A 22,342-nucleotide genomic window follows, 5' to 3' on the forward strand; every position below is an offset into this window, starting at 1 on the left:
ACTATGCTAGAAGAGTTAATTGCATATCATTGTGCTCCGGCATTAGTAGGCATAAAAGCCTCAAATATAGTTACATATAACAATAAAAAATATCCAAATGCTAAAAGTCAGATAAAAATGCTAAATCTGCTATTAAATCAAAGGGATATTTATATTGAGGTGATTTGTGAATGTGAAAGGAGTACGATTTTAATCGTTTACAAAAAAACAAAATTGCTGGCACAGCTTAATGATAGACAAGTAAATCTGTTTTTGAGTGAATTTGGATATGCAAATTGCGAAAATCTTGATGATTACTTAAATATATTAAGAAAGAGAATGAAACAAGAGCAGTTTCCACACGAAATAGGAGTATTTTTAGGATATCCTGTACAAGACGTGTATAGCTTTATAAATCACAAGGACGAGGGCTGTATATATGTGGGAGCGTGGAAAGCATATTCAAATATCGAATATGCAAAAAATATGTTTTTGAGGTACAAAAGATGTCGAGCAGCCCTAATAAGAAGAATTAATGAGGGCAAAAGCCTAGTAGACATTTTTTGTGTTGCATAATTATTTATAAAATTTATTGGAGGAAAATTAATGAGTAAAACAGTAGTAATTTATTGGAGTGGCACAGGAAACACAGAGGAAATGGCACAAGCAGTGCTAGAGGGTGCTAAAGGAGTAAACCCTGAAACTAAGATGTATAACGTATCAGATATTTCTGCTACAGAGGCTTTAAGCTATGATACATTGATACTAGGATGCCCATCAATGGGAGATGAAGTGCTGGAGGAAAGTGAGTTTGAACCGTTTTTCTCAGAAATTGAACCAAATTTGAGTGGAAAAAATGTTGCGCTATTCGGTTCATTTGGATGGGGAGTAGGTCAATGGATGAAAGACTGGGAAGATAGAGTTAACTCAGCTAAAGCAAGACTTGTAAATGGTGAAGGACTAATTGTCAATGGTGAGCCTGATGAAGATGCAAAAGCAAGGTGTGCTGAGCTTGGAGAAACAGCAGCAAAGATGTAAGAGTATTATCTAATAAAGACGGGGTACATTAATTTTTGAACTTTTCGCCTATGGCGGTGGCTCACAATCTTTTTCGATGAATACCCCATGCCTGTATTGACAATTTAATTAGTCTTAGTATAAGGCGTTATATTATCCAAAATTAATAAAATATAGTATGTCATATTCAAAAAAGCAAGGAAAGCAAAATATTTTGCACCTTGCTTTTTTAATTACTATCTTAAAACTAATAAAAACATATTAAAATGCTATAATATTGTCAATAAAATATAATGCTTATACTAGCTTACTTTGAAAATTATAGTATAAATATTGAAAAGAAATTTGTGTTGCTCTCTGATACAAAAAAATTTATAATGAAAAATAATACTACATTTTCTTATGTAAGTTAGTATTAACATCGATTGGATATAAAATAATTTTTTTAGATGAATATGAAAACTTGAGGTCACAAATTGTGGCCGTTAGAAAACTTAAAACATTCTTCATCTAATCCGTATGTTTTTACAGAACAAGGAATTGCAATGCTTTTTGCTGTACTAAAAAGCGATGTTGCTGTAGAAGTAAGTATTAAAATAATCAATACCTTTGTTGACATGCGTAAATTGACGCTTAGTTTCAAAAGTGAAATAAAATTATTTTCACGATTTTTTGTAAATGATATGAAATCACTAAAAAACCACCTTTGGGGTGGCTTTTTAGTAAGGGTTATTAAAATTTTTATGGAGTGTATTTAAGTACAAATAAAAATTAAATATAATTAAGCAAAAATATATAGGTTACAAAAATATTATCTTTGTGCCATTATTAACTCTATTTCATTTTCATTTAGTCCGACCATTGCTTGACCAAGATTTTTGGAAACTTCTGCGATTATATCGCTGTTTTGATAATTTTCTACTGCTTTTACTATTGCTTTTGCTCTTTTTTCAGGGTTGCCTGATTTAAATATACCGCTACCTACAAACACACCTTCAGCACCAAGGCATCTCATAAGTGCAGCATCTGCCGGTGTTGCTACTCCACCTGCGGAAAAGTTTAATACAGGCAATTTTCCGTTTTCATGAACATATTTTAACAAGTCCACTGGTACTTGCAATTCTTTTGCTCTTGTGTAGACTTCATCATTTCTTAGAGCTTTTACTTCTGCCATCTGTCTTTGGATAGTTCTCATATGGGTTACGGCTTGCACTACATCGCCAGTACCTGCCTCTCCTTTTGTTCTTATCATTGCAGCACCTTCGGCTACTCTTCTTAGTGCCTCGCCAAGGTCTCTACAGCCGCAAACAAAAGGTGTTTTAAAAAGGGTTTTGTCAATGTGGTTTTGATTGTCAGCAGGTGACAATACTTCGGATTCATCTATATAATCGATGCCGATTGCTTCTAAGATTTGTGCCTCTACAAAATGTCCTATTCTGCATTTTGCCATTACTGGTATTTTTACAGCCTTCATTATTTCTTCTATCATAGCCGGGTCGCTCATGCGGCTTACTCCGCCGGCTGCTCTTATGTCGGCCGGTATTCTTTCCAGTGCCATTACTGCTTTTGCACCGGCAGATTCTGCTATTTTTGCCTGCTCTACAGTGGTTACGTCCATGATTACTCCGCCAAGGAGCTGTTTATGTACTTCTTCTAATGTGTATTTTGTCATATAATCCTCCGCTAAACTTTATTTTATTATTTATTATTTTGGATTATAATGCTATACTGGATCTTATAAAAGTATCAAAATAAATAAATTTTAAGGGTCCAAAATGATTACGCTTAATTTTAATAATGATGAAAAACTTTACATACAAATTTACAATTATTTTGTCAATGAAATAAAATCAGGTAATCTGAAGTCAAATGATAAATTACCATCAAGGAGACTTTTTGCACAAAATCTAGGAGTAAGCCTTAATACTGTTAAAAATGCTTATGAGCAGCTTTTAGACGAAGGGTACATTGTATCAAGGGAAAGAAGTGGATTTTTTGTCGACAAGCTTTCAATAGAAAATCTTAATATAGCTGACCATTTAGGGTATGAGGTAATTGAAAATAAGCAAATCGTATACGAATATAATTTTAATTACTCACTTTTGGAAAAAAGTCTTTTGCCGGAAAGTATTTTGAAAAAATGTTCAGCATTTGCAGTAGAAAAATGTATGGGGAATGAAAAAATATCCAAGCTTGGACTAATGAGCCTAAGAAATGAAATAAGCAAATATTTACATCAGCGTAGAGCGGTTTGTGTAAGTCCTGAGGATATAATAATTGCGTCCGGATACTTTGAGCATTTATTTTTAATTATGTCGATTATAAAAAATTCGTATTTTGCTATGGAAGATCCCGGTTATAACAGGACGTGGGATATTTTTAAAAGCTTTTCAAGAAATATTATCCATGTGCCAATAGACAAATATGGTTTTTCTGTAAGGGATTTAGAAAAAACTGCTGCAAATATAGTAATAACTACACCTAATCACCAGTTCCCAACAGGGATAATAATGGGCATCAGAAGGCGTCAAAGATTACTTAACTGGGCAAATGAGCAAGCAGGAAGATATATAATTGAAGATGATTATAACGGTGACTTTAGATATCTAGGCAATCCGATACCTGCTCTAAAAAGCCTTGATACAAAAGGAAAGGTTATTTTATCAGGCTCTTTTTCACAGTCGATTGGTAATTTTTTAGGAGTGTCATATTTAGTTTTGCCGACTAACCTTAGAAAAGAGTTAGAGAGCAAACAAATTTTATTAAGTGGTACATCAAAATTACAACAATATTTTTTGGAATATTTTCTCAAAACAGGTAGCTTTGAAAAACATATAAATCGAATGAATACCCATTACAGAAAAAAGAGGGCGGCAGTTTTAAAAATTTTAAAAACTTATGAAGGTATAGAAATATTAGGCTCTCAATCGGGCTTGCACATAATTCTTAGGTTGGATAAAAAAAATTTTGACTTGACAGATTTTGATGAAAAAATGCTTGAAAATAAAATTTATATAAAAAGGGTAAAAGATTTTTCGATTGCAAAATGGCAGGACAATGATTTAATATTAGGCTTTGGTGGTATACCTATAGAAAATATTGACACATCAATTAAACAACTGTTGAAGATATTAAAAAAATAGTTTAATATAAGTAGTAAATTTTTATAGATATGAAATATTGCATAAATGTTTAGTATATGACCTAGATTTTTAAGGAGATTTTTATGAGTTTTAATATGCCGGAGTTTAAAGCTCCTGATTTTAATTTGGAAAAATATAAAATTATGCCAAATGTTAAAATCGAGCAGGCTGAAAAAGACAAGGTTGCACCGGATAATTTTTTTCTCACAACACATATGCCGACCTTTTATAAATACAACGACAAATGGTATCTACCGGAAAGAAACAGCCTAAATTGTGTTGCAGTGGTAGAAGATGGCGAGGTAAACATAAAAGAACTTAGAGAAATAAAAAAAGGCGACAAAGTAATATCAGGCAGCAGCATAGATGGTAGTGAGGGGGTGCTTGTCTATAAAGAAGGATTTGACGAAAGTGTGTATTACAAGAGCGGGAGTGCGGTTGAAACCTCTTTTTCAGAAACATATGAAAAATTATTTGCCTTGATGGAATATGAAAAACAAAATAAAGGCTATATAGTTTGGGTACTTGGTCCAAGCGTGGTATTTGACTTTGATACAAGAAACGCTCTTACAAAATTATGCCAAAATGGATATATTAATTGCCTTTTGGGCGGAAATGCCATCTGCACCCACGATTTAGAGGCAGGCTATCTCAACACAGCTCTTGGGCAAAACATTTACACCCAAGAAAATGCACCAATGGGACATTACAACCACTTGGATTTATTAAATGAAGTTAAGACAGCTGGCTCAATAAAAAATTTAATTGACCAAGACAAGGTAATGGACGGTATAATAAAAACTATGGTAGAAATGGACGTGCCATTTGTGCTTTCAGGCTCTATAAGAGACGATGGACCATTGCCGGAGGTTTACGCAGAAACCGAGCAGGCATTGAATAAGACTAAGGAATATTTGAATAAAGCTACATTAATAATCGGAGTTGCAACCATGCTGCATACCTTATCAGTAGCAAATATGGCATCAGGATATAGAGTAAGGCAAGATGGAAAGGTTACACCGGTGTATATGTATTGCGTTGATGTTACGGAAAATGTGGCAAATAAAGTAGCAGCCGCAAGAGAAAACATGGCATTTACACCGGTTATTACAAATGTGCAAAGCTTTTGCGTAAATTTGGAAAGAAATTTAATTGAAAAAGATACTAAGCATAAGAAAGAGGTGATGTAAATGTCTTTTGAAATACCAAAATATCATCACCCAAATTTTGACCAAGAAATTTTTAAACAAGCACCAAATGTTTATTGCGAGGTCGTAGAAAAAGATGGGGTAAGCCCAAGAAATTATCACGCGATGTCAATTTTTCCGGAGTATTTTAAGATAAATGACAAATGGATTTTAGCACTGCAATCGCGTATGGATACAGTATGCGTAGTAACAGACGAAGTAGGAAAAGAAAGCGTAAGCTTGGTAGAATTTAGAAATCTTAAAAAAGGTGACAAGGTTGTAATAGGCAGGACAGAGGATGCCTCAGAGGGAATATACGTTTGGACAGAAGGCTTTTTGCAAGAAGACGAGGACAAGGACGCCTTTGCATTTAGGTCGGGCAGGTCAAGAGAAACAGCATTTTCGATTGACTATGACAGATTGTATGAGATATTGGAATACGAAAAAGAAAATCATGGCTATATTACATTGGTAGTAGGTACAGCACTTGCCCTAGATACAGACTCAAGAGATGCCCTATCAAGCTTGATAGAAAATGGATACGTCCAAGCAATCTTTTGCGGCACAGAAACAGCAGCCTTGGATTTAGAAAGAGGAATACTTGGCACAACATGGGGACAAAGAAATTTTGAAAGCGAACAAAATTCTGTCAAAAATATGTATAAAGCTATAAGCCTTGCCAATAAATACGGCTCTATAAAAGAATTAGTAGAGTCAGGTAAAGTAAAAGACGGCTTTATAAAAACCGCCATAGAAAATAATATACCCATAGTAATCCCGGGCACTATAAGAGATAGATATTCACTACCGGAGACAATAGACAACGTATACGAGGCTCAAAATATAATGCGTAGCCATACGAAAAAAACTTCAACAATAATAATGATGGGAGCAATATTATTTACCATAGCTACAGGAAATATGACACCATCTTATAATGAATTTAACAGCATTATAAGACCGATTTATATGTATACAGTCGACATACAAGAATTTGCAGTAAATAAACTTGCAGACAGAGGCACACTGACAGCCACATCAATAGTCACAAACGCACAGGATTTTATAAGGACTGTTGATAGGGGAGTAAATAGGAAATAAGATTTGAATTTTTTTGTGTGGGAGAATTTATGATATCAGATTAGATTTTGAAATATTGCTTGAAAATATTTCCGGAAACAATTCTTTTGAGTAGCTTGGCAGAAAAAGGTATATTTTTTGGACATAAAAGAAAAATATGAAAAGAAGAAACTATAAACACCTTTATAAATCCAAGTTTACTACGGATAAATCGGAGCAAAGAATGAGTAATAGTATAATACTGTACAATGAAGAATATAAAAAATATCAGCAAAAAAACCTCACACAAGTTGAAAAAGACTATCTAGAGCAGATAAAATCAATAGAGCAGATAGCAAAAAATGGTGAATAAACTATCGCGGTTATTAGAATAATTTATTGATAGGATACAAAGGAAATTGAGTTTACAAAACTTCGGTTTGTTCGACTGATAAATGGTATTTTAGAATAATATAAAATGCTATTAATAAAAATTTCAAGATTATCAATATGTTGGTTTGGATAAATAAAACAGAGGCATTTATGAAATATACTGAAAAAGAGGAAAGCTTAATTGAATTTATAAAAAAACTTATGCCTGATGGAGTTGCTGTTGCCTTTTCAGGCGGGGTTGACAGCACTTTAATACTTAAAGCTGCAAAAGATATTTTAGATAATGAAAAAAATTTTAGTGATGAAAAATTTTATAATGAAAGGTCTGACATTAAAAAGGATTTAAAGCTTGTTGCATTCACCTTGAACACCATTTTAAATCCAAAAAATGATTTAAAAATAGCAAAAAGTATCTGCGATGATTTTGGTGTAAAGCAGGTTGTCATAAATGTGAATGAAATTACAAATCCAAAAATACTTTCCAATGACAAAATGAGGTGCTACTATTGCAAAAATGATTTATTTTCAAGAATTTTTGAAGAAAAATCTAAATACTCTCTTAAATATGTCATAGATGGCTCAAATTTTGATGACAAGGATAACTACAGACCTGGCAGTATTGCCGCAAAGGAGCTTGGAGTGATTAGCCCGCTTGAAGAATGTGGGTTCACTAAAAATGAAGTAAGAGAATTTGCGAAAAAATTAGAAATTTCTGTTGCAAACAGAGCGTCTGCCCCTTGTATGCTCACTAGATATCCTTATGATACAAAGGTCGATTTTTTACAGTTTGACAAGATTGAGGAGCTTGAAGGTAAAATAAAAAGTCTAGGCATTTACAATGTTAGGGTTAGAGTACATGGCGATATTGCGAGGGTAGAGGTAGACAAAGACAAGCTTGCTTTTTTAGCAGAAAAAATTAATAATTTAATTCCTGATTTTGAGCGGGCAGGATTTAAATATACGACAATAGATGCGAGAGGTTTTCGTTCGGGAAGTATGGACGAATAGTTTAACAAGCTATGGGCATTTGATTAAATAAAATATTTTTGTAAATATATATATAACACTTTACTAAAATATACTTTGATTTAATAGGGGAGACAAAATGCAAATCGAAAAAATTTTTAATTCAATAAAAGAAATTTCAAAGCAGCAAGAGGAGCTTTACAAGCACTTACACTCTCACCCTGAGCTACCAATGCAGGAAAATGATACTGCAAATTTAGTAAAAGAAAAATTAATATCTTTTGGCTACGATGTTATTGAAATAGGTGGAGGAGTTGTTGGCGTACTAAAAAATGGTGATGGCAAAACAGTCTTATTCAGAGCGGATATGGACGCACTGCCGGTAAAGGAAATGACAGGTCTACCTTACGCATCTAAAGAAGTGGCAAAAAATGAAAACGGAGAAATTGTGCCGGTAATGCACGCTTGCGGACATGATTTTCATGTGACAGCCGGCGTAGGAGCGGCACAAATCATGGCTGAGCACAAGGATTTATGGACAGGAACATATATTGCACTTTTCCAACCGGCAGAAGAGGTCGGCTCAGGTGCGAAAGGTATGATAGATGCAGGTCTGAAAGATAAAATTCCTCATCCCGATGTTGCTTTTGGTCAGCACGTTTTAACTACTCCTGTATCCGGACAAGTTGGAGTATGCAAAGGGCAATTTTTATCCACAGCAGCATCAATTGACATTAAAGTTTACGGTAAAGGCTCTCATGGTTCAATGCCACACATGGGTATAGACACAGTTGTCTTAGCCGCTTCAATAGTTATGAGATTGCAAGGGATAGTTGCAAGAGAAATAAATCCATTTGATTTTGCAGTGGTGACAGTTGGAGCGTTAAATGCTGGCACAGTTTCAAATATAATACCGGAAGAGGCGGTAATAAGGATAAATATCAGAGCCTTTAGCGATGAAATAAGAGAACACCTGATTTCCTCAATAAAAAGAATAACAATCGCAGAATGTGAGGCAAGTAATTCTCCTAAAGCACCTGAATTTAAAATATATAATTTATATCCGGCAACAATAAATGATGAGCAAATAGCTAAAGATTTGATTGAAATATTTAAAAAATATCTTGGGGAAGAAAATGTTGTAGACGATTATAAGCCTATGACAGCATCTGAAGATTTTTCAAATATACCAACTGCTCTAGGCACACCTTATGTATATTGGGGGTTAGGCGGATTTAAAGCTGAAAGTAAAATCGTGCCAAACCACAATCCTGCCTTTGCACCTGATATGCACCCAACTCTTGAAACTGGAGTAAAAGCAGCAGTAGTAGCCACACTTTCTTATCTTGGGAAAAATATATAATATGCAATATATAAAAAGGATACAATGTAAAAGGTTGTATTCTTTTTTAAGCTTGGTTTTTCTAGCAATATATGGAAATATTTTTTCTAATAGAGTATAATAAATATTATTTTAGATTGTGAATTTAACTAGAGGAAAATATGCAAGAAACAAATAATGGTTATGAGGATATCGGCTTTGCAAAAATAGATTTTGATAGAAAAAACAGACGAAAATTTCCTGAGGTAATTTTTGCCGGTGGAAAAACTGACGAGCATCTGTTAAAAATTTTTGACCTGTTTTATCAAAAAAAAGAAAATATACTTGCAACTAGAGCAACAAAGGCTCAAATGGATTTGATAAAATCAAAATATACACAGGTAATAATTGATGAAATTTCATCAACAATGAGAATAGAGTTTGAAAAAAAAGAAAAAAGAGGACTAATTTCAATTTGCTCAGGAGGTACAAGTGACATCGCAGTTTGTGAAGAGGCAAGAATTACAGCACAATTTTTTGGAGCAAATGTAAACACCTTTTATGATGTGGGAGTTTCCGGAATTCACAGGCTCTTGTCAAAAATAGAGGAAATAAAAAAAGCAAATGTAATAATAGCAGTAGCCGGTATGGAGGGAGCACTAGCCACAGTGATTGCCGGACTTGTAGACAAGCCGGTAATTTGTGTGCCGACATCTGTTGGCTATGGAGCAAATTTAAAAGGCGTTGCAACTCTGCTTACAATGATAAACTCTTGCAGTGAGGGTATAAACGTGGTAAATATTGATAATGGATACGGAGCAGCTTACAATGCGGCTCAGATTAACAGGCTAATAGAGGAGGCAAGAAATTGAAAATTTATTTTGAGGCGTATTCAGGAATTGCAGGAGATATGGTTATAGGCTCACTGCTTGACCTAGGAGCAAGCAAGGAAAAATTAATTCATGCAATAAACTCCTTAGACATACAAGAAAAATATGAGCTTGTTTTTGACAGAGTTAAAAAAAATGGCATAGCTGCGTATAATTTTGACGTGATTTTAGAAACTAAAGAGCATGAACACAACCACAAATGCAGTCATGGACATCATCACCACGAACATTCTCACACAAACCTTGAAAAAGTTTATCAAATAATAGACAGTACAGATTTATCAGATTATGTAAAGCAAAATGCAAAAAATATTTTTCATATAATTGCAGTTGCAGAGTCAAAGGCTCATGGTGTAGATATAAATGAGGTTCACTTCCATGAGGTTGGAGCAGTTGACTCCATAATAGATATAGTTGGGACTTGCGTATTGCTAGAGGATTTGGGAGTAAGTGAAATTTACAGCTCACAAATTTACGAGGGAACAGGCTTTGTCAAATGTGCTCATGGGAATATGCCGGTACCGGTGCCTGCTGTAATAAATATAGCATCAGAGCATGGAATTAAAATAAATATAATTGATGAAATAGGAGAGCACATAACCCCTACAGGAGCAGCGATACTGGCAAATTTTGCAAATAAAAAACAAATTACATCATATACACCCAAAAAAATTGGACTGGGAGCAGGAAATAAAAATTTTTCAAAAACAACAAATATTTTAAGAGCGATTATCTTGCAAGAAGAGGAAAATGATAGCACAATAAAAACGGCAAAAAGCGTTGACCTACAAATGATAGAAACAAACATAGACGACTGCTGTTCTGAAATACTTGGCTATCTAATGGAAAAATTGCAGGATATCTGCCTAGACGCATTTTACACACCAATTTATATGAAAAAAAATAGACCTGCCTACAAGCTTTCAGTCCTTTGCAATAAAAATGATGTAGCTAAGGTAGAGGGGATAATTTTTAGACAAACCACTACTATTGGAGTAAGAAAATATGACGTTCAAAGAGATATGTTGCAAAGAGAAATAGAAAGCTTTGTCTATAATGGCTTGGAGCTATTTGTAAAAGTGGCATTTTTTGAAAATGAAAGCTACATTTATCCGGAATATGAGTCAGCAAAATTATTATCAGAAAAGTTGGATTTACCAATTAAGAAAACTTATGATATAATAATAAACGAATATTTAAAAAAAGCAGGATTATTTATTAACTAAAAATTAATTTAGATAAAATCTACTAAGGGGAAAAATAATGGAAGAAATTATTATGAACAATTTTATCCACGATAAAATTGACGAGGACAACAAAACAGGCAAGTATAACAACAAAGTTTACACAAGATTTCCGCCTGAGCCTAACGGATACCTACATATAGGCCACGCAAAGGCAATCTGCTTAAACTTTATGACAGCACTAAAATACGGCGGCAAATGCAACCTAAGATTTGATGATACAAACCCGGTAAAAGAAGACGTGGAATATGTTGACTCCATACAAGAGGACATCAAATGGCTTGGCTTTAAATGGGACGAAATGCACTACGCGTCAGATTATTTTGACACCATGTATGAATTGGCAGTAAAACTAATCAAAAAAGGCAAAGCCTACGTTGACGAGCTTAACGCTGAGCAAATGAAAGAGTATAAGGGAGATTTCAACACTCCGGGAAAAAATTCGCCATATAGAGACAGACCTATCGAAGAAAGCCTAGATTTATTTGAAAGAATGAAAAACGGTGAATTTCAAGACGGACAAATGACACTTAGAGCAAAAATCGACATGAGCTCTCCAAACATATATATGAGAGACCCTGTAATATACAGAATACTTCACTCAAGCCACCACAGAACGGGTGACAAATGGTGTATCTATCCAATGTATGACTACGCTCACCCGCTAGAAGATGCAATAGAGGGTATCACACATTCACTATGCACACTTGAGTTTGAAGAACATAGACCATTTTACAACTGGGCAGTGCAAGAAACAGAATTTGAAATGCCTCCGACACAGATAGAATTTGCTAGACTTGACCTGACAAATATGGTGATGAGCAAAAGATTGCTAAGAAGATTAGTCGAAGAAGGAAAAGTGAGCGGCTGGGACGACCCAAGAATGTCTACAATTTCAGGTATAAGAAGAAGAGGTTATACACCTGAGTCTATTAGAAACTTTGCAGAAGAAATAGGCATAGCAAAAGCAAATTCCACAGTAGATATCGCACAGCTGGAGCACGCAATAAGAGACGACTTAAAAGGCAAAGCAGAAATTCGAATGGCAATCCTTGACCCGATAAAATTAATCATAGACAACTACCCTGAGGGCGAAGTAGAATATCTTGACGCAGAAAACAACATGGAAAATGAAACACTAGGCACAAGAAAAATCGCCTTTTCAAAAGAATTATATATAGAACGCAGTGACTTTGAAGAAAATCCGCCTAAAAAATACTACAGATTTTTCGTAGGTAACGAAGTAAGATTAAGAAACGCTTATTTCGTAAAATGCACAAGCTTTGAAAAAGACGAAAATGGAAACGTAACAGTAATCCATGGAACTTATGACCCTGAAACAAAATCAGGCACAGGCTTTACCGGTAGAAAAGTAAAGGGCACAATCCATTTCGTATCTGCAAAAGAATTTGTAAAAGCAGAAGTCAGACAATACGATTATTTATTCAAAATGAATGAAGAAACCGGCGAATACGAATACAACGAAAACTCTATAAACGTAAATGACAATTGCATAATAGAAAGAACAATTGAAGAGGCAAAAGTCGGCGACAGATTTCAGTTTATTAGAAACGGATACTATATTTTGGATAGAGACTCTACAAAAGAGCATTTAGTATTTAACGAAATAGTAGGATTAAAAGATAACTTTAACAAAAAATAAGAATTGGCATCCAGTAAATTCCATTTTTTCATAGCTTAAAACAAAAATAGACAAATGTAATTGCTTTAATTCCATTTGTCTATTTTTTATGCTCTTATTAATTTTTTTCTTTTTGAGTAAGCACAATAAGAATTGCTAATAATAAAAAGCAAATTAGCCAGTAAATATTTCTTGTGTCACTATAGCGAGTACCTGATATAGTGCAAAGAATTGTGCCAAAAAAGTAAATGCTTGAATATTTATAATTTGGCATTTTACCTTGTTTTTTTATGATTAAAAAAGTGCTTATGACTAGAATTGAGTAAACGCATATTAAAGTAATATTATCGATGTATAAAAGAACTGCTAAAATAATTATAAGTATTATACTTAAAAGCTTATATTTATTACTGGTATTCATTAGATTATAATCCCCTGCTGTTTAATTATTTTAAACACGTTTGCTCTATTTTCTCTAGTTTTGTTAAATTTTGTTACAACTTGCTCACTGAATTTATCTGAGCGTTTGCCATGCTCTCTTAGGTCATAATAATCCTGCATTACCTTGTCAAAATCAGCTATTTCCTTTAGGTAATTGTCAAAGACATTGTATTCATTTTCAAAATATTTCATACTTTTATCCATTCTAGGCTTTTGCATAGGCTCTTGGTCTTTATATCCTATGCCCAGTGCTGTAGCGGGAAAAGTATATTTTGGTAATTTTAACAAGTCAATTATTTTTTTAGGGTCATTGTGGATACAGCCAAAATAATTTGTACCAAGACCAAGTGACTCTGCGGCTACAGCTACGCTTTGAGCAGAAATTACTGCATCAGTGAAAGCTTGCAAAAATCTGTCAGCATCGACTAAAGCGTTACTTTCTTTGCCTTGCTCTTTGGCAATCATATAGTTTCTGAATAAATCTGCCACAAATACAAAAAATACAGGAGAGTCTTTTAGATAGGCTTGACCTCCAACTGTAGCAAGTTCTTTTTTTATCTCAAGGTCTGTTACTCTAATGATTGAGCAGGTCTGCATACCGGTGGAAGTAGGTGACATATTAGCTACATCCAGTAGAGTTTGGACTAAGTCTTCAGGGAGTTCATCATTTTTAAATTTTCTAATAGTTCTATGATTAAGCATTGACATTATAGTTTCGTTTGCAGAGTTCATATTTACTCCTTTTAATTAAGAATTATTTTGTGTATAATATTATATACCACATTTTGAATTTTTTTATACATAAAATTATAAAGAGGGATATCAATGCAAATAACCTTTGATGACGCAAAAAAATATAACATTGTGCCATTTGATAAAAGAAAAGGAGTAGAAATACTGTTATGTAAAGATTTAGATAAATCGAAGAATTTTGATTTTTTAAATGAGTTAATAAAAAAATTCGGAGAAAATATACAGCTAATCTATGATAAAAAATTCAACTTTGATAAGATGTTTGAAGAATACTACAGCATGATAAGATTAGATGAGGAGCTGAAAAATGAGTTTGATACAGCTATTTCTAAAGGGGCAAAGGAGTTTTTTGAGCATATAGTAAAAAAGGCTTTATATATAGACGCAAGTGATATACATATTTTTGATAATACATCTAACTGCATGATAAAGCTGAGAATAAACGGGCAGTTAAGAACATATTCACAAATAACAAAGGAACAGACAAATACACTGATTAGAATTATAAAATTAAGCTGTGGACTTGACATAAGTCGTACGATTGCACCTACAGAGGGGAGATTTACATTTGACAGAAACGATTTTAGAGTTTCCATAGTGCCGACAGTAGATGGCGAAAAAATTGACATAAGAATACTTGGAAATACCAAGCACATATATAGATTTGATGACATAAGCTTGGATATAACACAGCAGGAAATAATCAAAAAACACATAAATAAAAATAGCGGTCTAATCTTAGTCACAGGTCCGACAGGCTCAGGAAAATCAACTACATTATTTACAATGATGCACTATTTAAATGACGGCTCAAAAAACATCATTTCCATAGAAGACCCGGTGGAATACAAGCTAGATGGCGTGACACAGATACAAATTTCCCATGCAAAAAGTATTGAAGTGGAAAATATTTTAAAATTTGTGCTTAGACAAGACCCTGAAATCATAAATATTGGGGAAATAAGAGACGAAATGACGGCTAGACTTGCCATTCGTGCATCAAATACAGGGCATCTAGTTTTGTCGACTATGCACACAAATTCAAGCATATCTGCTATAGGCAGATTGCTTGACTTAGGGATTGAGCCTTATGAGATAATATCTTCATTGTCATTAATAATCTCTCAAAGGCTGGTTAGACAGCTTTGTCCTGACTGCAAAATAGAGTATACACTGGAGAAAAATAATGAGTATCTTGGACTAAAAGCAGGACAGACATATTTTAAGTCATCTCACTGCAAAAATTGCTTTGGCACAGGATATTTTAGCCAAAAAGCCATATTTGAAATATTAGAGCTAAATCAAGAGGTTAAAAATTTAATCAAAAATAATGAGCTGACTTATCAAAAAATAAATATTAAAACTTTAAAAGAACATCTTTTAAATATGCTTGAAAAAGGAGAGGCATCAGTTGAAGAAATTTCAAAGTATATTTAAGCCTAAAGAAAAAAAGCTAAGCTTTTATGAGCAGTACGAATTTTTTGACTCTTTATCAAAAATTGCAAGGACATCATTTAATTTAGTTGACTCTTTGGATTTAATTTTACAAAACGATAAAAAATTTGTTACCGGTATAAAAAATGACATTTCAGGTGGAAAATCTATGTGTGAGGCTTTGCAAAACACTAATAAATTTTCACAAACGTCATATGCAGTTGTGACAGTGGGAGAGGAAACTGGCAGACTTGATATCGCATTTGAAAGGCTGGCGGATTATTTTAAGATAGCTGATGAAACAAAAAACAAGGTCAAAAAGGCTTTTGCTTATCCATCAGTATTGATATTAGCAATATTTGCATTGATTTGTTACATAAATTTTAGCTTTATACCATCAGTAGCGACTATGTATCAGGGCAGTGATGTGCAGTTACCGGCAATTACACATATTTTAATGGGCGTGTCGGCTTTTACTACAAAATATTTTTTGCAGGCAACAGTCCTATTTATTACACTTGTTTTTATAATATTTTTACTTGTAAATTTAAGGTTAGAAAATAAAAATCTACAGGATATAAATTTGCCCATTATATCAGATTTAGCAAACTCCTATAGCTACGCCTACGTTTTATGGACGTATTACTTACTAATTTCATCAGGCATCGATATTTTGAGAGCCACAGATTTACTGATAGAGCAGATAAAATCCAAGTCAATAAAATTAAAACTGAACAAATTTTATGGTTCTGTTAAAGAGGGCAATTCCATAAAAGAGGCTATTGATAATTTGGATTTAAAGCAAAACAAAATCAGCTATTTTTTAGATATAGGAGAAAAAACCGGCACAATGGAAGAGAGCCTAAAAATGCTTTCAGATATTTATTTTAAAGAGCTGACTGATAAAATATCAAAAATCACAAAGCTACTTGAGCCGGCACTGGTCTTTATAATTGCTGTTACAATCGGATTTGTAGTAATTTTTGTGATATTACCGCTTATTTCTGCCAACTTTTCTTCAATACAATAGTAATTTAAACGAGTATACAATGAAATAGGGATACAATTGTTTTATTTGAAGGGTTAAGGTATGAATAGAATATATGATTTTACACAGAGAATTTCTTATGCGATACTTGAAACAACAGGTTGTCATGTAACTATTGCCAATAATAGTTATATAAGAATTGCAGCTACTGGAGAATTTGAGAAGAAGATTGGGACAAAAATACCGACTAATTCAGTATTTGAATATGCAATGGTGCATAAAAAACAGTATACTTATACTAGTTTACTTTGAAAATTGTAGCATACATATTGAAAAGAATTTTATGCTACTACCTTATGCAAAAATTTTTACAATGAAAACTAATACTACACTTTCTTATGTAGGTTAGTATTACTATTGATAGAAAAGATATTGACATAGAAAAAACACATATAAAAGACATTTGGCAAAACAGCATCTTAGAAAAAGCAATGAATGGTTATGGCTGTGACTTGATAATAGAAGAAGAAGTCTATAAAAACAAAGAAAGTGAAAAGAAAATAATTTCTTCACAAATAACAAAAGTCTACAAGGGTGATGAATTGGTGTCATTGATAGGCAGCTATAAGGACTCTGTCAATCTACAACGGTCAGCCGCAAGGTATAGAGATGCGTCATTTGAAACTACATTTGATAGTCTAATTGGAGAAAATCCAACATTTATAAGTTTAAAGCAGAGAGCAAAAGCAGTTGCAAACTCAGACTCAAACATACTTATTACAGCTGAAACCGGTACAGGAAAAGAACTATTGGCAAGAGCCATTCATAACGCAAGCAAAAGAAAAGAAAATCCTTTCGTGACAGTAAATTGCTCTGCAATACCGGAAAGCTTGCTGGAAACCGAGCTTTTTGGATATGAAGGAGGAATTACCGGAGTAGAAAACTTTGGAAAAATTGGTAAAATGGAGCTTGCAAATGCTGAGTGTTTATAAGGAAATATTCTAAAAATACAGTAAAATCGGCATTGCAAGGGTGAAAATAGGCACTGACCAAATTGGTTGGTGTCTATTTTTCTGCAATCGGCACATTGGTTTTTTTGAAAAATCTTTTGTAAAATGTAATTACACAAAAACAAAGGAGGATTTTTCAATGAAATCTATTTATGAAAATCTTGGTGGAACTTATAAAACGAACTGTGATTACAGGCTTCCCACACTGGCACTACCAAAAGAAGAACAGTTTGAAATTGGTATGTGAGGACAGCGATACCGCAGATATCTGAAAGAAAATCATCGCATTATTTACTACAACTATTTGACCAAAGGTACCCTCAACAAACACCTCAAAGAGATAGATACACGAGCTGAAGAAATGTTTCAGCAGCTTGTAAAATCACTTGCCGAGAAAGAAAATGTTACAGAAAGTCTGAAAGCCAAAGATATGATGTTATGGGTTCAGGAGATGAATAACATCCGAAATCGAGCAAGTGAAATCGTTAACACGGAAGTGATATTTGTATGAGAAAGTATCATATTTATCTTACATCGGAAGAAAGAAAACTAATAATTGAAAGCCTTATTTCAGAGAAAAACGCTCTTATCTCGGCGGGCAAATATACGGACTGTGTTGATGATGTTCTACTTAATCTTAGCGAGCAGACCATTTGTGGATGGTTTATCCAAAACGGTTATCGTTAGACCCTAAGACCCAAATATGGTTGATGTAATTTACATTATGAGCAGTTTGCGGACGCAACGGTGAAATGTATTGAGGATGAGATACCGTTTGAAGTGCCGGATGGGTGGGAGTGGGAACGTTTAGGTAACATTTCTACAATTGCGCGTGGAGGTTCACCACGTCCTATAAAAGCATTTTTAACTAACGATGCTAAAGGAGTGAATTGGATAAAAATCGGTGACACAGAAAAAGATGGTAAATATATTTTTTCAACAAAAGAAAGAATCAAACCTGAAGGTGTATCAAAAAGCAGATTTGTAAAAAGCGGAGACTTTTTATTAACCAATTCAATGAGTTTTGGTCGTCCTTATATTCTGAAAACCGAAGGATGCATACACGATGGTTGGCTTGTGATTGGTGATATAGAATTAATATTTGATCAAGATTATTTGTATTATGCTTTGAGCGCAAAATATATGTATCAGACAATGGCTATTATGGCTGGCGGCTCAACTGTAGATAATCTTAACTCAGATTTAGTAAAATCCTTGATGTTTCCTATTCCACCTATAAACGAACAAAAATATATTGCACGTAAAGTAAGTGATTTACTTGAACTTGTGGAATCAATAAAGAGCAACGAAGAAACTATCGTTGGAGAGATTTCTCTGATAAAATCCAAAATTCTTGACCTTGCTATTCGTGGCGAACTCGTTCCGCAAGACCCAAATGATGAGCCGGCTTCTGTTCTTCTCGACCGTATCCGTGCTGAAAAAGAAGAACTCATCAAAGCAGGCAAAATCAAGCGTGATAAAAAGGAATCTGTCATCTTCAAAGGTGAGGATAACTCTTATTATGAGAACTTGCCCTCAAATTGGGCTTTGACATCGCTCGGAATGATTTCGAAAGTTATTACAAAAGGAACGACACCGAGAGGCGGAAATGTTTCGTACACATCATCGGGTATTGGATTTTTGAGAGCAGAAAATATTTTAGGATACGACAAACTTAATCTTGATAACTTAAAGTATGTTGATGATAAAACCCATACTGGTTTTCTGAAGCGCTCAATTCTAGAAAGCAACGATATCTTAATTACTATTGCAGGTACTCTTGGCAGAACGGCTATTGTTACTGAAAGTGCGTTGCCGCTTAACACTAATCAGGCAGTTGCACTTGTAAGACTTGTAACTACGAAATTTGTAAATATTAAATATCTAATTTACGCTATAAATTCGAGTAAAATTAAAAAGGATTTGTTACATCAGGAAGTTGCAATGGCTATTCCAAATCTGTCCTTAGAAAACATTTATGATTGTAAAATTCCTTTGCCACCGATTGAAGAACAAAACCGTATATCCGAAGTGATAGACAAAATTTTTGTTGTGCTTGATATAATAGAACAGAGCCTCAATTGAGACTCTGTTCTATGTATTTGTATAATTCTTCTATAGCATTAACAATTTTAACTTGTTCGTTTTTTGGCGGTAAGGGAATCAACTTTTTAGAGAACTCAGAAATCCAATAACGCTTATGATTATAATTATCACACTCTACTACTTGCATAGCATAGTAAGCAAATTTAGTATTGATAAGTTTTTCTTTCGCTGTAAGGATTTTCATAGCCGAGGATTTAACTTTAAACGGAAAATCAACATACTTACTGTCAGTTGTAAAATCGTCAAATATGATTACAGGCAATTCTGTTTTAATTCCGTAAGTTTCATTTGTATAGCCAATTATAAAAGATTTTCCTGCTGTTAATACCGGCGTTTGATAATCATCTTTATAATCGATTGACTTAACGATATATGGTGTAGGTTGCTCATAATCAAGTATATCTTCTAATCTTACGAATGTCCAACTTTCAGGAATTTCAAAAGGAATTTTATCAGCAATGTTTTTAATGTTATTCCCGACCTTCTCATAATAAGAGCCATAGACTTATGGGAAGTATAATATATTTGCGGCTTTTTGTCGTGAATATATATACGGAGGTCTTTTATTATGAAAGGACAAGCAACATTTGAGGAACACCTGAGAAAGAGTAATCTTTCGGAAAACACCATTACATCTTATCTGTGGACAGTGAACTACTATCACGAACACTACGAAACGATAAGCAAGGAAAACCTTTTGGCATACAAGGGGTATCTTATGGAGTTTTACAAACCTAAAACCGTAAATCTTCGTATTCAAGCTATGAACAAATATCTTGAATATCTCGGAAAGGAACGGTTGCAGTTGAAAGCGGTGAAAGTCCAACAAAAGAATTTTCTTGAAAACGTAATCAGCAATGCAGATTACAAATTTCTAAAAAAGCAGTTAAAGAAAGACGGAAATATGGAATGGTACTTTGTTGTGTGGTATCTTGCCGCAACCGGTGCCCGTGTAAGCGAATTGATTCAGATTAAAATTGAGCACGTAGAGCTTGGCTATTTTGATTTGTATTCGAAAGGTGGTAAATTACGAAGATTATACATACCGAAAAAATTGAGAAATGAAACTTTGGCTTGGCTTGAGGAAACGCATCGTTCCTCCGGCTATCTTTTTCTTAATCGTTATGGTGAAAGAATTACTACAAGAGGTGTTTCACAGCAGCTAAAAAATTACGCTGATAAATATGGTCTTGATAAAAAAGTTGTTTACCCACACTCTTTCCGCCATCGTTATGCAAAGAATTTTCTTGAGAAATACAATGATATCGCTTTACTTGCTGACCTTATGGGACACGAAAGTATTGAAACAACAAGAATATATCTTAGACGCACCGCAAGTGAGCAAAAAGCACTTGTTGATAAAATAGTAACTTGGTAAAAGTTAAGCCGCCCTCGTTTGAGGACGGCTGATGTTATGCTATCGCATTTGAAATATCATCAAGTTGAGCAAAGATAGTTTCAATAGCTTTAACAATTCGCTTTTGCTCGGCAAGGGGAGGAATGGCAAGAGGTAAAGCAATCAAATTAGTCTTGCTAATTCGCTTTCTTGTTGTGCCAGAGCTATAAAATAAAACTGATGATTGGTATTGTGGTGAAGCAAGTGAATAAAGAATAAATTTTAAATTATACCAATTTTCTTTTGGTGCAACCCAACAGGTATCTACAGTTGTTATTTTTTTGCCACTAATTTCCGGCAATATACAAACAGTCATTTTATCGCTGACTATTCTGTTAATAAGCATATATCCCGAATGAATTTCAGTACAATTTATATACTCAAACATTTCATTGGTCAAATACTTAAATCCTTTGTCAATATATTCTAAAAATCCAACAGAGCCAAGTTGAATAAGTTTTACTTCTCCTGCAGAATCCATATTATCGGATAAAATCCAATCGCCATCATTCAAAAGTTGTGATGTAGTTATTTCTGATAACGATGCAATTGACCAATTGTTAGGTACATTTTGATAATAAGAGTTATCCTCACCTTTGAAGATGACAGATTCCTTTTTATCACGCTTGATTTTGCCTGATTTGATAAGTTCTTCTTTCTCAGCACGTATACGGTCGAGAAGAATAGCAGCTGGTTCATCTTCGGGGTTCTGAGGAACAAGTTTGCCTTGTATAGCAAGGTCGAGAATTTTGTATTTGATATGTGATATTATTTCTGACGTAGCTTCAACACGCTCGTTAATCAAGTCTAATACTTCTATGGTTGTTTCTAATTGTTCTGTAATACGCACTTGTTCGGAAAATGGTGGCAATGGTATTAGCGAATCTCTCAAAGTTGCTTGTGTTACTTGATTAATTTGTTTTGAGTCATCACTATCAAAGAAACTTCTAAAAAAGGAAGTATTAAAATAATAATACAAATATCGGTAACACTCTGTTCGAAAAACAGCCATAAAAGCACCAAAAGATGTTTTTTCTTGTATATCCTCAAGCAAAGCACACTTACCTACTAACGCCCTACTGCCATTTCGAGCACATATTAAAATATCATTATTTTCTATGTATTGATTTTCTTTAATAGGTGTATTTACACGTACCAAATCATCTAAGTCTATTTTTCCGTTTTTAATGTTGCAAGAGCGTAGCACTATTGTTCCTCTATCAGATATATCAGTTGGTTTATAGGTTAAGCCAATATTCGTTGTGCCTACCATTGATAATCTCGCCCACACCCATCCAGCCGGCAGCTCAAATGGTATCTCATCTTCGATACATTTTACACTTCCGTCCGCAAACTGCTCATAATGTAAATTA

General features: G+C 33.9%; 23 protein-coding genes and 1 pseudogene. 20 read left to right on the forward strand and 4 right to left on the reverse strand.

Features of this window, described 5'->3' with window-relative positions; genetic code table 11:
* The first annotated feature begins 3 nt into the window (after window positions 1-3).
* The 3 genes from BBG48_RS06410 to BBG48_RS11485 all read left to right on the forward strand — a co-directional run bounded on the left by BBG48_RS06410 (window position 4) and on the right by BBG48_RS11485 (window position 1,754).
* Window positions 4-555 (forward strand): DUF3793 family protein, encoded by a 552-nt coding sequence (locus tag BBG48_RS06410; RefSeq protein WP_068913925.1) that lies wholly within the window; start codon window positions 4-6, stop codon window positions 553-555.
* Window positions 556-585: 30 nt separating this feature from the next.
* Window positions 586-1,017 (forward strand): flavodoxin, encoded by a 432-nt coding sequence (locus tag BBG48_RS06415; RefSeq protein WP_068913926.1) that lies wholly within the window; start codon window positions 586-588, stop codon window positions 1,015-1,017.
* Window positions 1,018-1,472: 455 nt separating this feature from the next.
* Complete coding sequence (locus BBG48_RS11485; protein ID WP_068913927.1) at window positions 1,473-1,754, forward strand: ORF6N domain-containing protein; 282 nt, start codon at window positions 1,473-1,475, stop codon at window positions 1,752-1,754.
* A 53-nt stretch (window positions 1,755-1,807) separates the two neighbouring features.
* Here the strand turns inward: BBG48_RS11485 and pdxS are convergent, their stop codons facing one another.
* A complete protein-coding gene (gene pdxS, locus BBG48_RS06425; RefSeq protein WP_068913928.1) occupies window positions 1,808-2,668 on the reverse strand; it encodes a pyridoxal 5'-phosphate synthase lyase subunit PdxS in 861 nt (286 codons plus the stop codon).
* A 103-nt stretch (window positions 2,669-2,771) separates the two neighbouring features.
* Here pdxS and pdxR point away from each other — a divergent pair, with 103 nt between their 5' ends.
* The 9 genes from pdxR to BBG48_RS06470 all read left to right on the forward strand — a co-directional run bounded on the left by pdxR (window position 2,772) and on the right by BBG48_RS06470 (window position 12,862).
* Window positions 2,772-4,139, forward strand: coding sequence for a MocR-like pyridoxine biosynthesis transcription factor PdxR (gene pdxR, locus BBG48_RS06430; RefSeq protein WP_068913929.1), 1,368 nt, complete (start codon window positions 2,772-2,774; stop codon window positions 4,137-4,139).
* Window positions 4,140-4,222: 83 nt separating this feature from the next.
* Window positions 4,223-5,329 (forward strand): ornithine cyclodeaminase family domain, encoded by a 1,107-nt coding sequence (locus BBG48_RS06435; RefSeq protein WP_199560393.1) that lies wholly within the window; start codon window positions 4,223-4,225, stop codon window positions 5,327-5,329.
* The gene (locus tag BBG48_RS06440; RefSeq protein WP_068913930.1) at window positions 5,330-6,427 is read left to right on the forward strand and encodes a fused N-dimethylarginine dimethylaminohydrolase/saccharopine dehydrogenase domain-containing protein; all 1,098 of its coding nucleotides are present in this window, start codon (window positions 5,330-5,332) and stop codon (window positions 6,425-6,427) included.
* A gap of 202 nt (window positions 6,428-6,629) precedes the next feature.
* Window positions 6,630-6,758 (forward strand): hypothetical protein, encoded by a 129-nt coding sequence (locus tag BBG48_RS11370; protein ID WP_274541880.1) that lies wholly within the window; start codon window positions 6,630-6,632, stop codon window positions 6,756-6,758.
* 170 nt (window positions 6,759-6,928) lie between these two features.
* The gene (gene larE, locus BBG48_RS06450) at window positions 6,929-7,786 is read left to right on the forward strand and encodes an ATP-dependent sacrificial sulfur transferase LarE (protein WP_068913931.1); all 858 of its coding nucleotides are present in this window, start codon (window positions 6,929-6,931) and stop codon (window positions 7,784-7,786) included.
* 97 nt (window positions 7,787-7,883) lie between these two features.
* On the forward strand, window positions 7,884-9,107 hold the full coding sequence (locus BBG48_RS06455) for an amidohydrolase (protein WP_068913932.1): 1,224 nt from the start codon (window positions 7,884-7,886) through the stop codon (window positions 9,105-9,107).
* Window positions 9,108-9,247: 140 nt separating this feature from the next.
* Complete coding sequence (gene larB / locus BBG48_RS06460; protein WP_068913933.1) at window positions 9,248-9,937, forward strand: nickel pincer cofactor biosynthesis protein LarB; 690 nt, start codon at window positions 9,248-9,250, stop codon at window positions 9,935-9,937.
* The gene (gene larC / locus BBG48_RS06465; protein WP_094754483.1) at window positions 9,934-11,181 is read left to right on the forward strand and encodes a nickel pincer cofactor biosynthesis protein LarC; all 1,248 of its coding nucleotides are present in this window, start codon (window positions 9,934-9,936) and stop codon (window positions 11,179-11,181) included. The genes larB and larC overlap by 4 nt, the downstream gene beginning before the upstream one ends.
* Window positions 11,182-11,218: 37 nt before the next feature.
* Complete coding sequence (locus tag BBG48_RS06470) at window positions 11,219-12,862, forward strand: glutamine--tRNA ligase/YqeY domain fusion protein (protein ID WP_068913934.1); 1,644 nt, start codon at window positions 11,219-11,221, stop codon at window positions 12,860-12,862.
* Between the two features lie 399 nt (window positions 12,863-13,261).
* On the opposite strand, the gene BBG48_RS06480 is transcribed toward BBG48_RS06470, so the two are convergent.
* Entirely contained in the window at window positions 13,262-14,014 is a 753-nt protein-coding gene (locus BBG48_RS06480) for an NADPH-dependent oxidoreductase (protein WP_068913936.1), read from the reverse strand.
* A gap of 93 nt (window positions 14,015-14,107) precedes the next feature.
* On the opposite strand from BBG48_RS06480, the gene BBG48_RS06485 reads away from it, so the two are divergent.
* From BBG48_RS06485 to BBG48_RS06515, 7 genes and pseudogenes are all read left to right on the forward strand, one after another.
* The gene (locus tag BBG48_RS06485) at window positions 14,108-15,472 is read left to right on the forward strand and encodes a GspE/PulE family protein (protein WP_068913937.1); all 1,365 of its coding nucleotides are present in this window, start codon (window positions 14,108-14,110) and stop codon (window positions 15,470-15,472) included.
* Window positions 15,447-16,499: a type II secretion system F family protein gene (locus BBG48_RS06490; RefSeq protein WP_068913938.1), complete on the forward strand. Its 1,053-nt coding sequence runs from the start codon at window positions 15,447-15,449 to the stop codon at window positions 16,497-16,499. Before BBG48_RS06485 ends, BBG48_RS06490 begins: the two co-directional genes overlap by 26 nt.
* Window positions 16,500-16,559: 60 nt before the next feature.
* Window positions 16,560-16,769, forward strand: coding sequence for a hypothetical protein (locus BBG48_RS06495; RefSeq protein ID WP_068913939.1), 210 nt, complete (start codon window positions 16,560-16,562; stop codon window positions 16,767-16,769).
* A gap of 179 nt (window positions 16,770-16,948) precedes the next feature.
* Window positions 16,949-17,449 carry a sigma 54-interacting transcriptional regulator gene (locus BBG48_RS11375; RefSeq protein WP_068913940.1) on the forward strand — a complete coding sequence of 167 codons (501 nt, stop codon included), beginning with the start codon at window positions 16,949-16,951 and terminating at the stop codon, window positions 17,447-17,449.
* A 277-nt stretch (window positions 17,450-17,726) separates the two neighbouring features.
* Window positions 17,727-17,978, forward strand: a pseudogene (locus BBG48_RS11445) (TnpV protein); the annotation flags it as partial.
* Window positions 17,975-18,154: a hypothetical protein gene (locus tag BBG48_RS06510; RefSeq protein ID WP_068913941.1), complete on the forward strand. Its 180-nt coding sequence runs from the start codon at window positions 17,975-17,977 to the stop codon at window positions 18,152-18,154. The pseudogene BBG48_RS11445 and the gene BBG48_RS06510, both read left to right, overlap by 4 nt.
* 60 nt (window positions 18,155-18,214) lie before the next feature.
* Window positions 18,215-19,552: a restriction endonuclease subunit S gene (locus tag BBG48_RS06515; RefSeq protein ID WP_094754486.1), complete on the forward strand. Its 1,338-nt coding sequence runs from the start codon at window positions 18,215-18,217 to the stop codon at window positions 19,550-19,552.
* Here the strand turns inward: BBG48_RS06515 and BBG48_RS11525 are convergent.
* Window positions 19,545-20,042 carry a restriction endonuclease subunit S gene (locus tag BBG48_RS11525; RefSeq protein WP_319946256.1) on the reverse strand — a complete coding sequence of 166 codons (498 nt, stop codon included), beginning with the start codon at window positions 20,040-20,042 and terminating at the stop codon, window positions 19,545-19,547. The two genes, BBG48_RS06515 and BBG48_RS11525, sit on opposite strands and share 8 nt — an antisense overlap.
* 99 nt (window positions 20,043-20,141) lie before the next feature.
* On the opposite strand from BBG48_RS11525, the gene BBG48_RS06525 reads away from it, so the two are divergent.
* The gene (locus BBG48_RS06525) at window positions 20,142-20,951 is read left to right on the forward strand and encodes a tyrosine-type recombinase/integrase (protein ID WP_068913943.1); all 810 of its coding nucleotides are present in this window, start codon (window positions 20,142-20,144) and stop codon (window positions 20,949-20,951) included.
* 34 nt (window positions 20,952-20,985) lie between these two features.
* Here the strand turns inward: BBG48_RS06525 and BBG48_RS06530 are convergent.
* A partial coding sequence (locus BBG48_RS06530; protein ID WP_116170947.1) for a restriction endonuclease subunit S occupies window positions 20,986-22,342 on the reverse strand: 1,357 nt, incomplete at its 5' end.

The organism is Criibacterium bergeronii, from assembly GCF_001693775.2.
Classification (GTDB): Bacteria; Bacillota; Clostridia; order Peptostreptococcales; family Filifactoraceae; genus Peptoanaerobacter; species Peptoanaerobacter bergeronii.

What these genes read in the sequence shown, in the direction of transcription:
- larB (WP_068913933.1), top strand. Translation starts at nt 9,248, where the DNA reads ATGCAAGAAACAAATAATGGTTATGAGGATATCGGCTTTGCAAAAATA.
- BBG48_RS06415 (WP_068913926.1), top strand. Translation starts at nt 586, where the DNA reads ATGAGTAAAACAGTAGTAATTTATTGGAGTGGCACAGGAAACACAGAG.
- BBG48_RS11370 (WP_274541880.1), top strand. Translation starts at nt 6,630, where the DNA reads ATGAGTAATAGTATAATACTGTACAATGAAGAATATAAAAAATATCAG.
- BBG48_RS06455 (WP_068913932.1), top strand. Translation starts at nt 7,884, where the DNA reads ATGCAAATCGAAAAAATTTTTAATTCAATAAAAGAAATTTCAAAGCAG.
- BBG48_RS06480 (WP_068913936.1), bottom strand. Translation starts at nt 14,014, where the DNA reads ATGAACTCTGCAAACGAAACTATAATGTCAATGCTTAATCATAGAACT.
- BBG48_RS06470 (WP_068913934.1), top strand. Translation starts at nt 11,219, where the DNA reads ATGGAAGAAATTATTATGAACAATTTTATCCACGATAAAATTGACGAG.
- BBG48_RS06410 (WP_068913925.1), top strand. Translation starts at nt 4, where the DNA reads ATGCTAGAAGAGTTAATTGCATATCATTGTGCTCCGGCATTAGTAGGC.
- pdxR (WP_068913929.1), top strand. Translation starts at nt 2,772, where the DNA reads ATGATTACGCTTAATTTTAATAATGATGAAAAACTTTACATACAAATT.
- BBG48_RS06510 (WP_068913941.1), top strand. Translation starts at nt 17,975, where the DNA reads ATGAGAAAGTATCATATTTATCTTACATCGGAAGAAAGAAAACTAATA.
- BBG48_RS06525 (WP_068913943.1), top strand. Translation starts at nt 20,142, where the DNA reads ATGAAAGGACAAGCAACATTTGAGGAACACCTGAGAAAGAGTAATCTT.
- pdxS (WP_068913928.1), bottom strand. Translation starts at nt 2,668, where the DNA reads ATGACAAAATACACATTAGAAGAAGTACATAAACAGCTCCTTGGCGGA.
- BBG48_RS11375 (WP_068913940.1), top strand. Translation starts at nt 16,949, where the DNA reads ATGAATGGTTATGGCTGTGACTTGATAATAGAAGAAGAAGTCTATAAA.
- BBG48_RS06495 (WP_068913939.1), top strand. Translation starts at nt 16,560, where the DNA reads ATGAATAGAATATATGATTTTACACAGAGAATTTCTTATGCGATACTT.
- larE (WP_068913931.1), top strand. Translation starts at nt 6,929, where the DNA reads ATGAAATATACTGAAAAAGAGGAAAGCTTAATTGAATTTATAAAAAAA.
- BBG48_RS06485 (WP_068913937.1), top strand. Translation starts at nt 14,108, where the DNA reads ATGCAAATAACCTTTGATGACGCAAAAAAATATAACATTGTGCCATTT.
- BBG48_RS06440 (WP_068913930.1), top strand. Translation starts at nt 5,330, where the DNA reads ATGTCTTTTGAAATACCAAAATATCATCACCCAAATTTTGACCAAGAA.
- BBG48_RS06435 (WP_199560393.1), top strand. Translation starts at nt 4,223, where the DNA reads ATGAGTTTTAATATGCCGGAGTTTAAAGCTCCTGATTTTAATTTGGAA.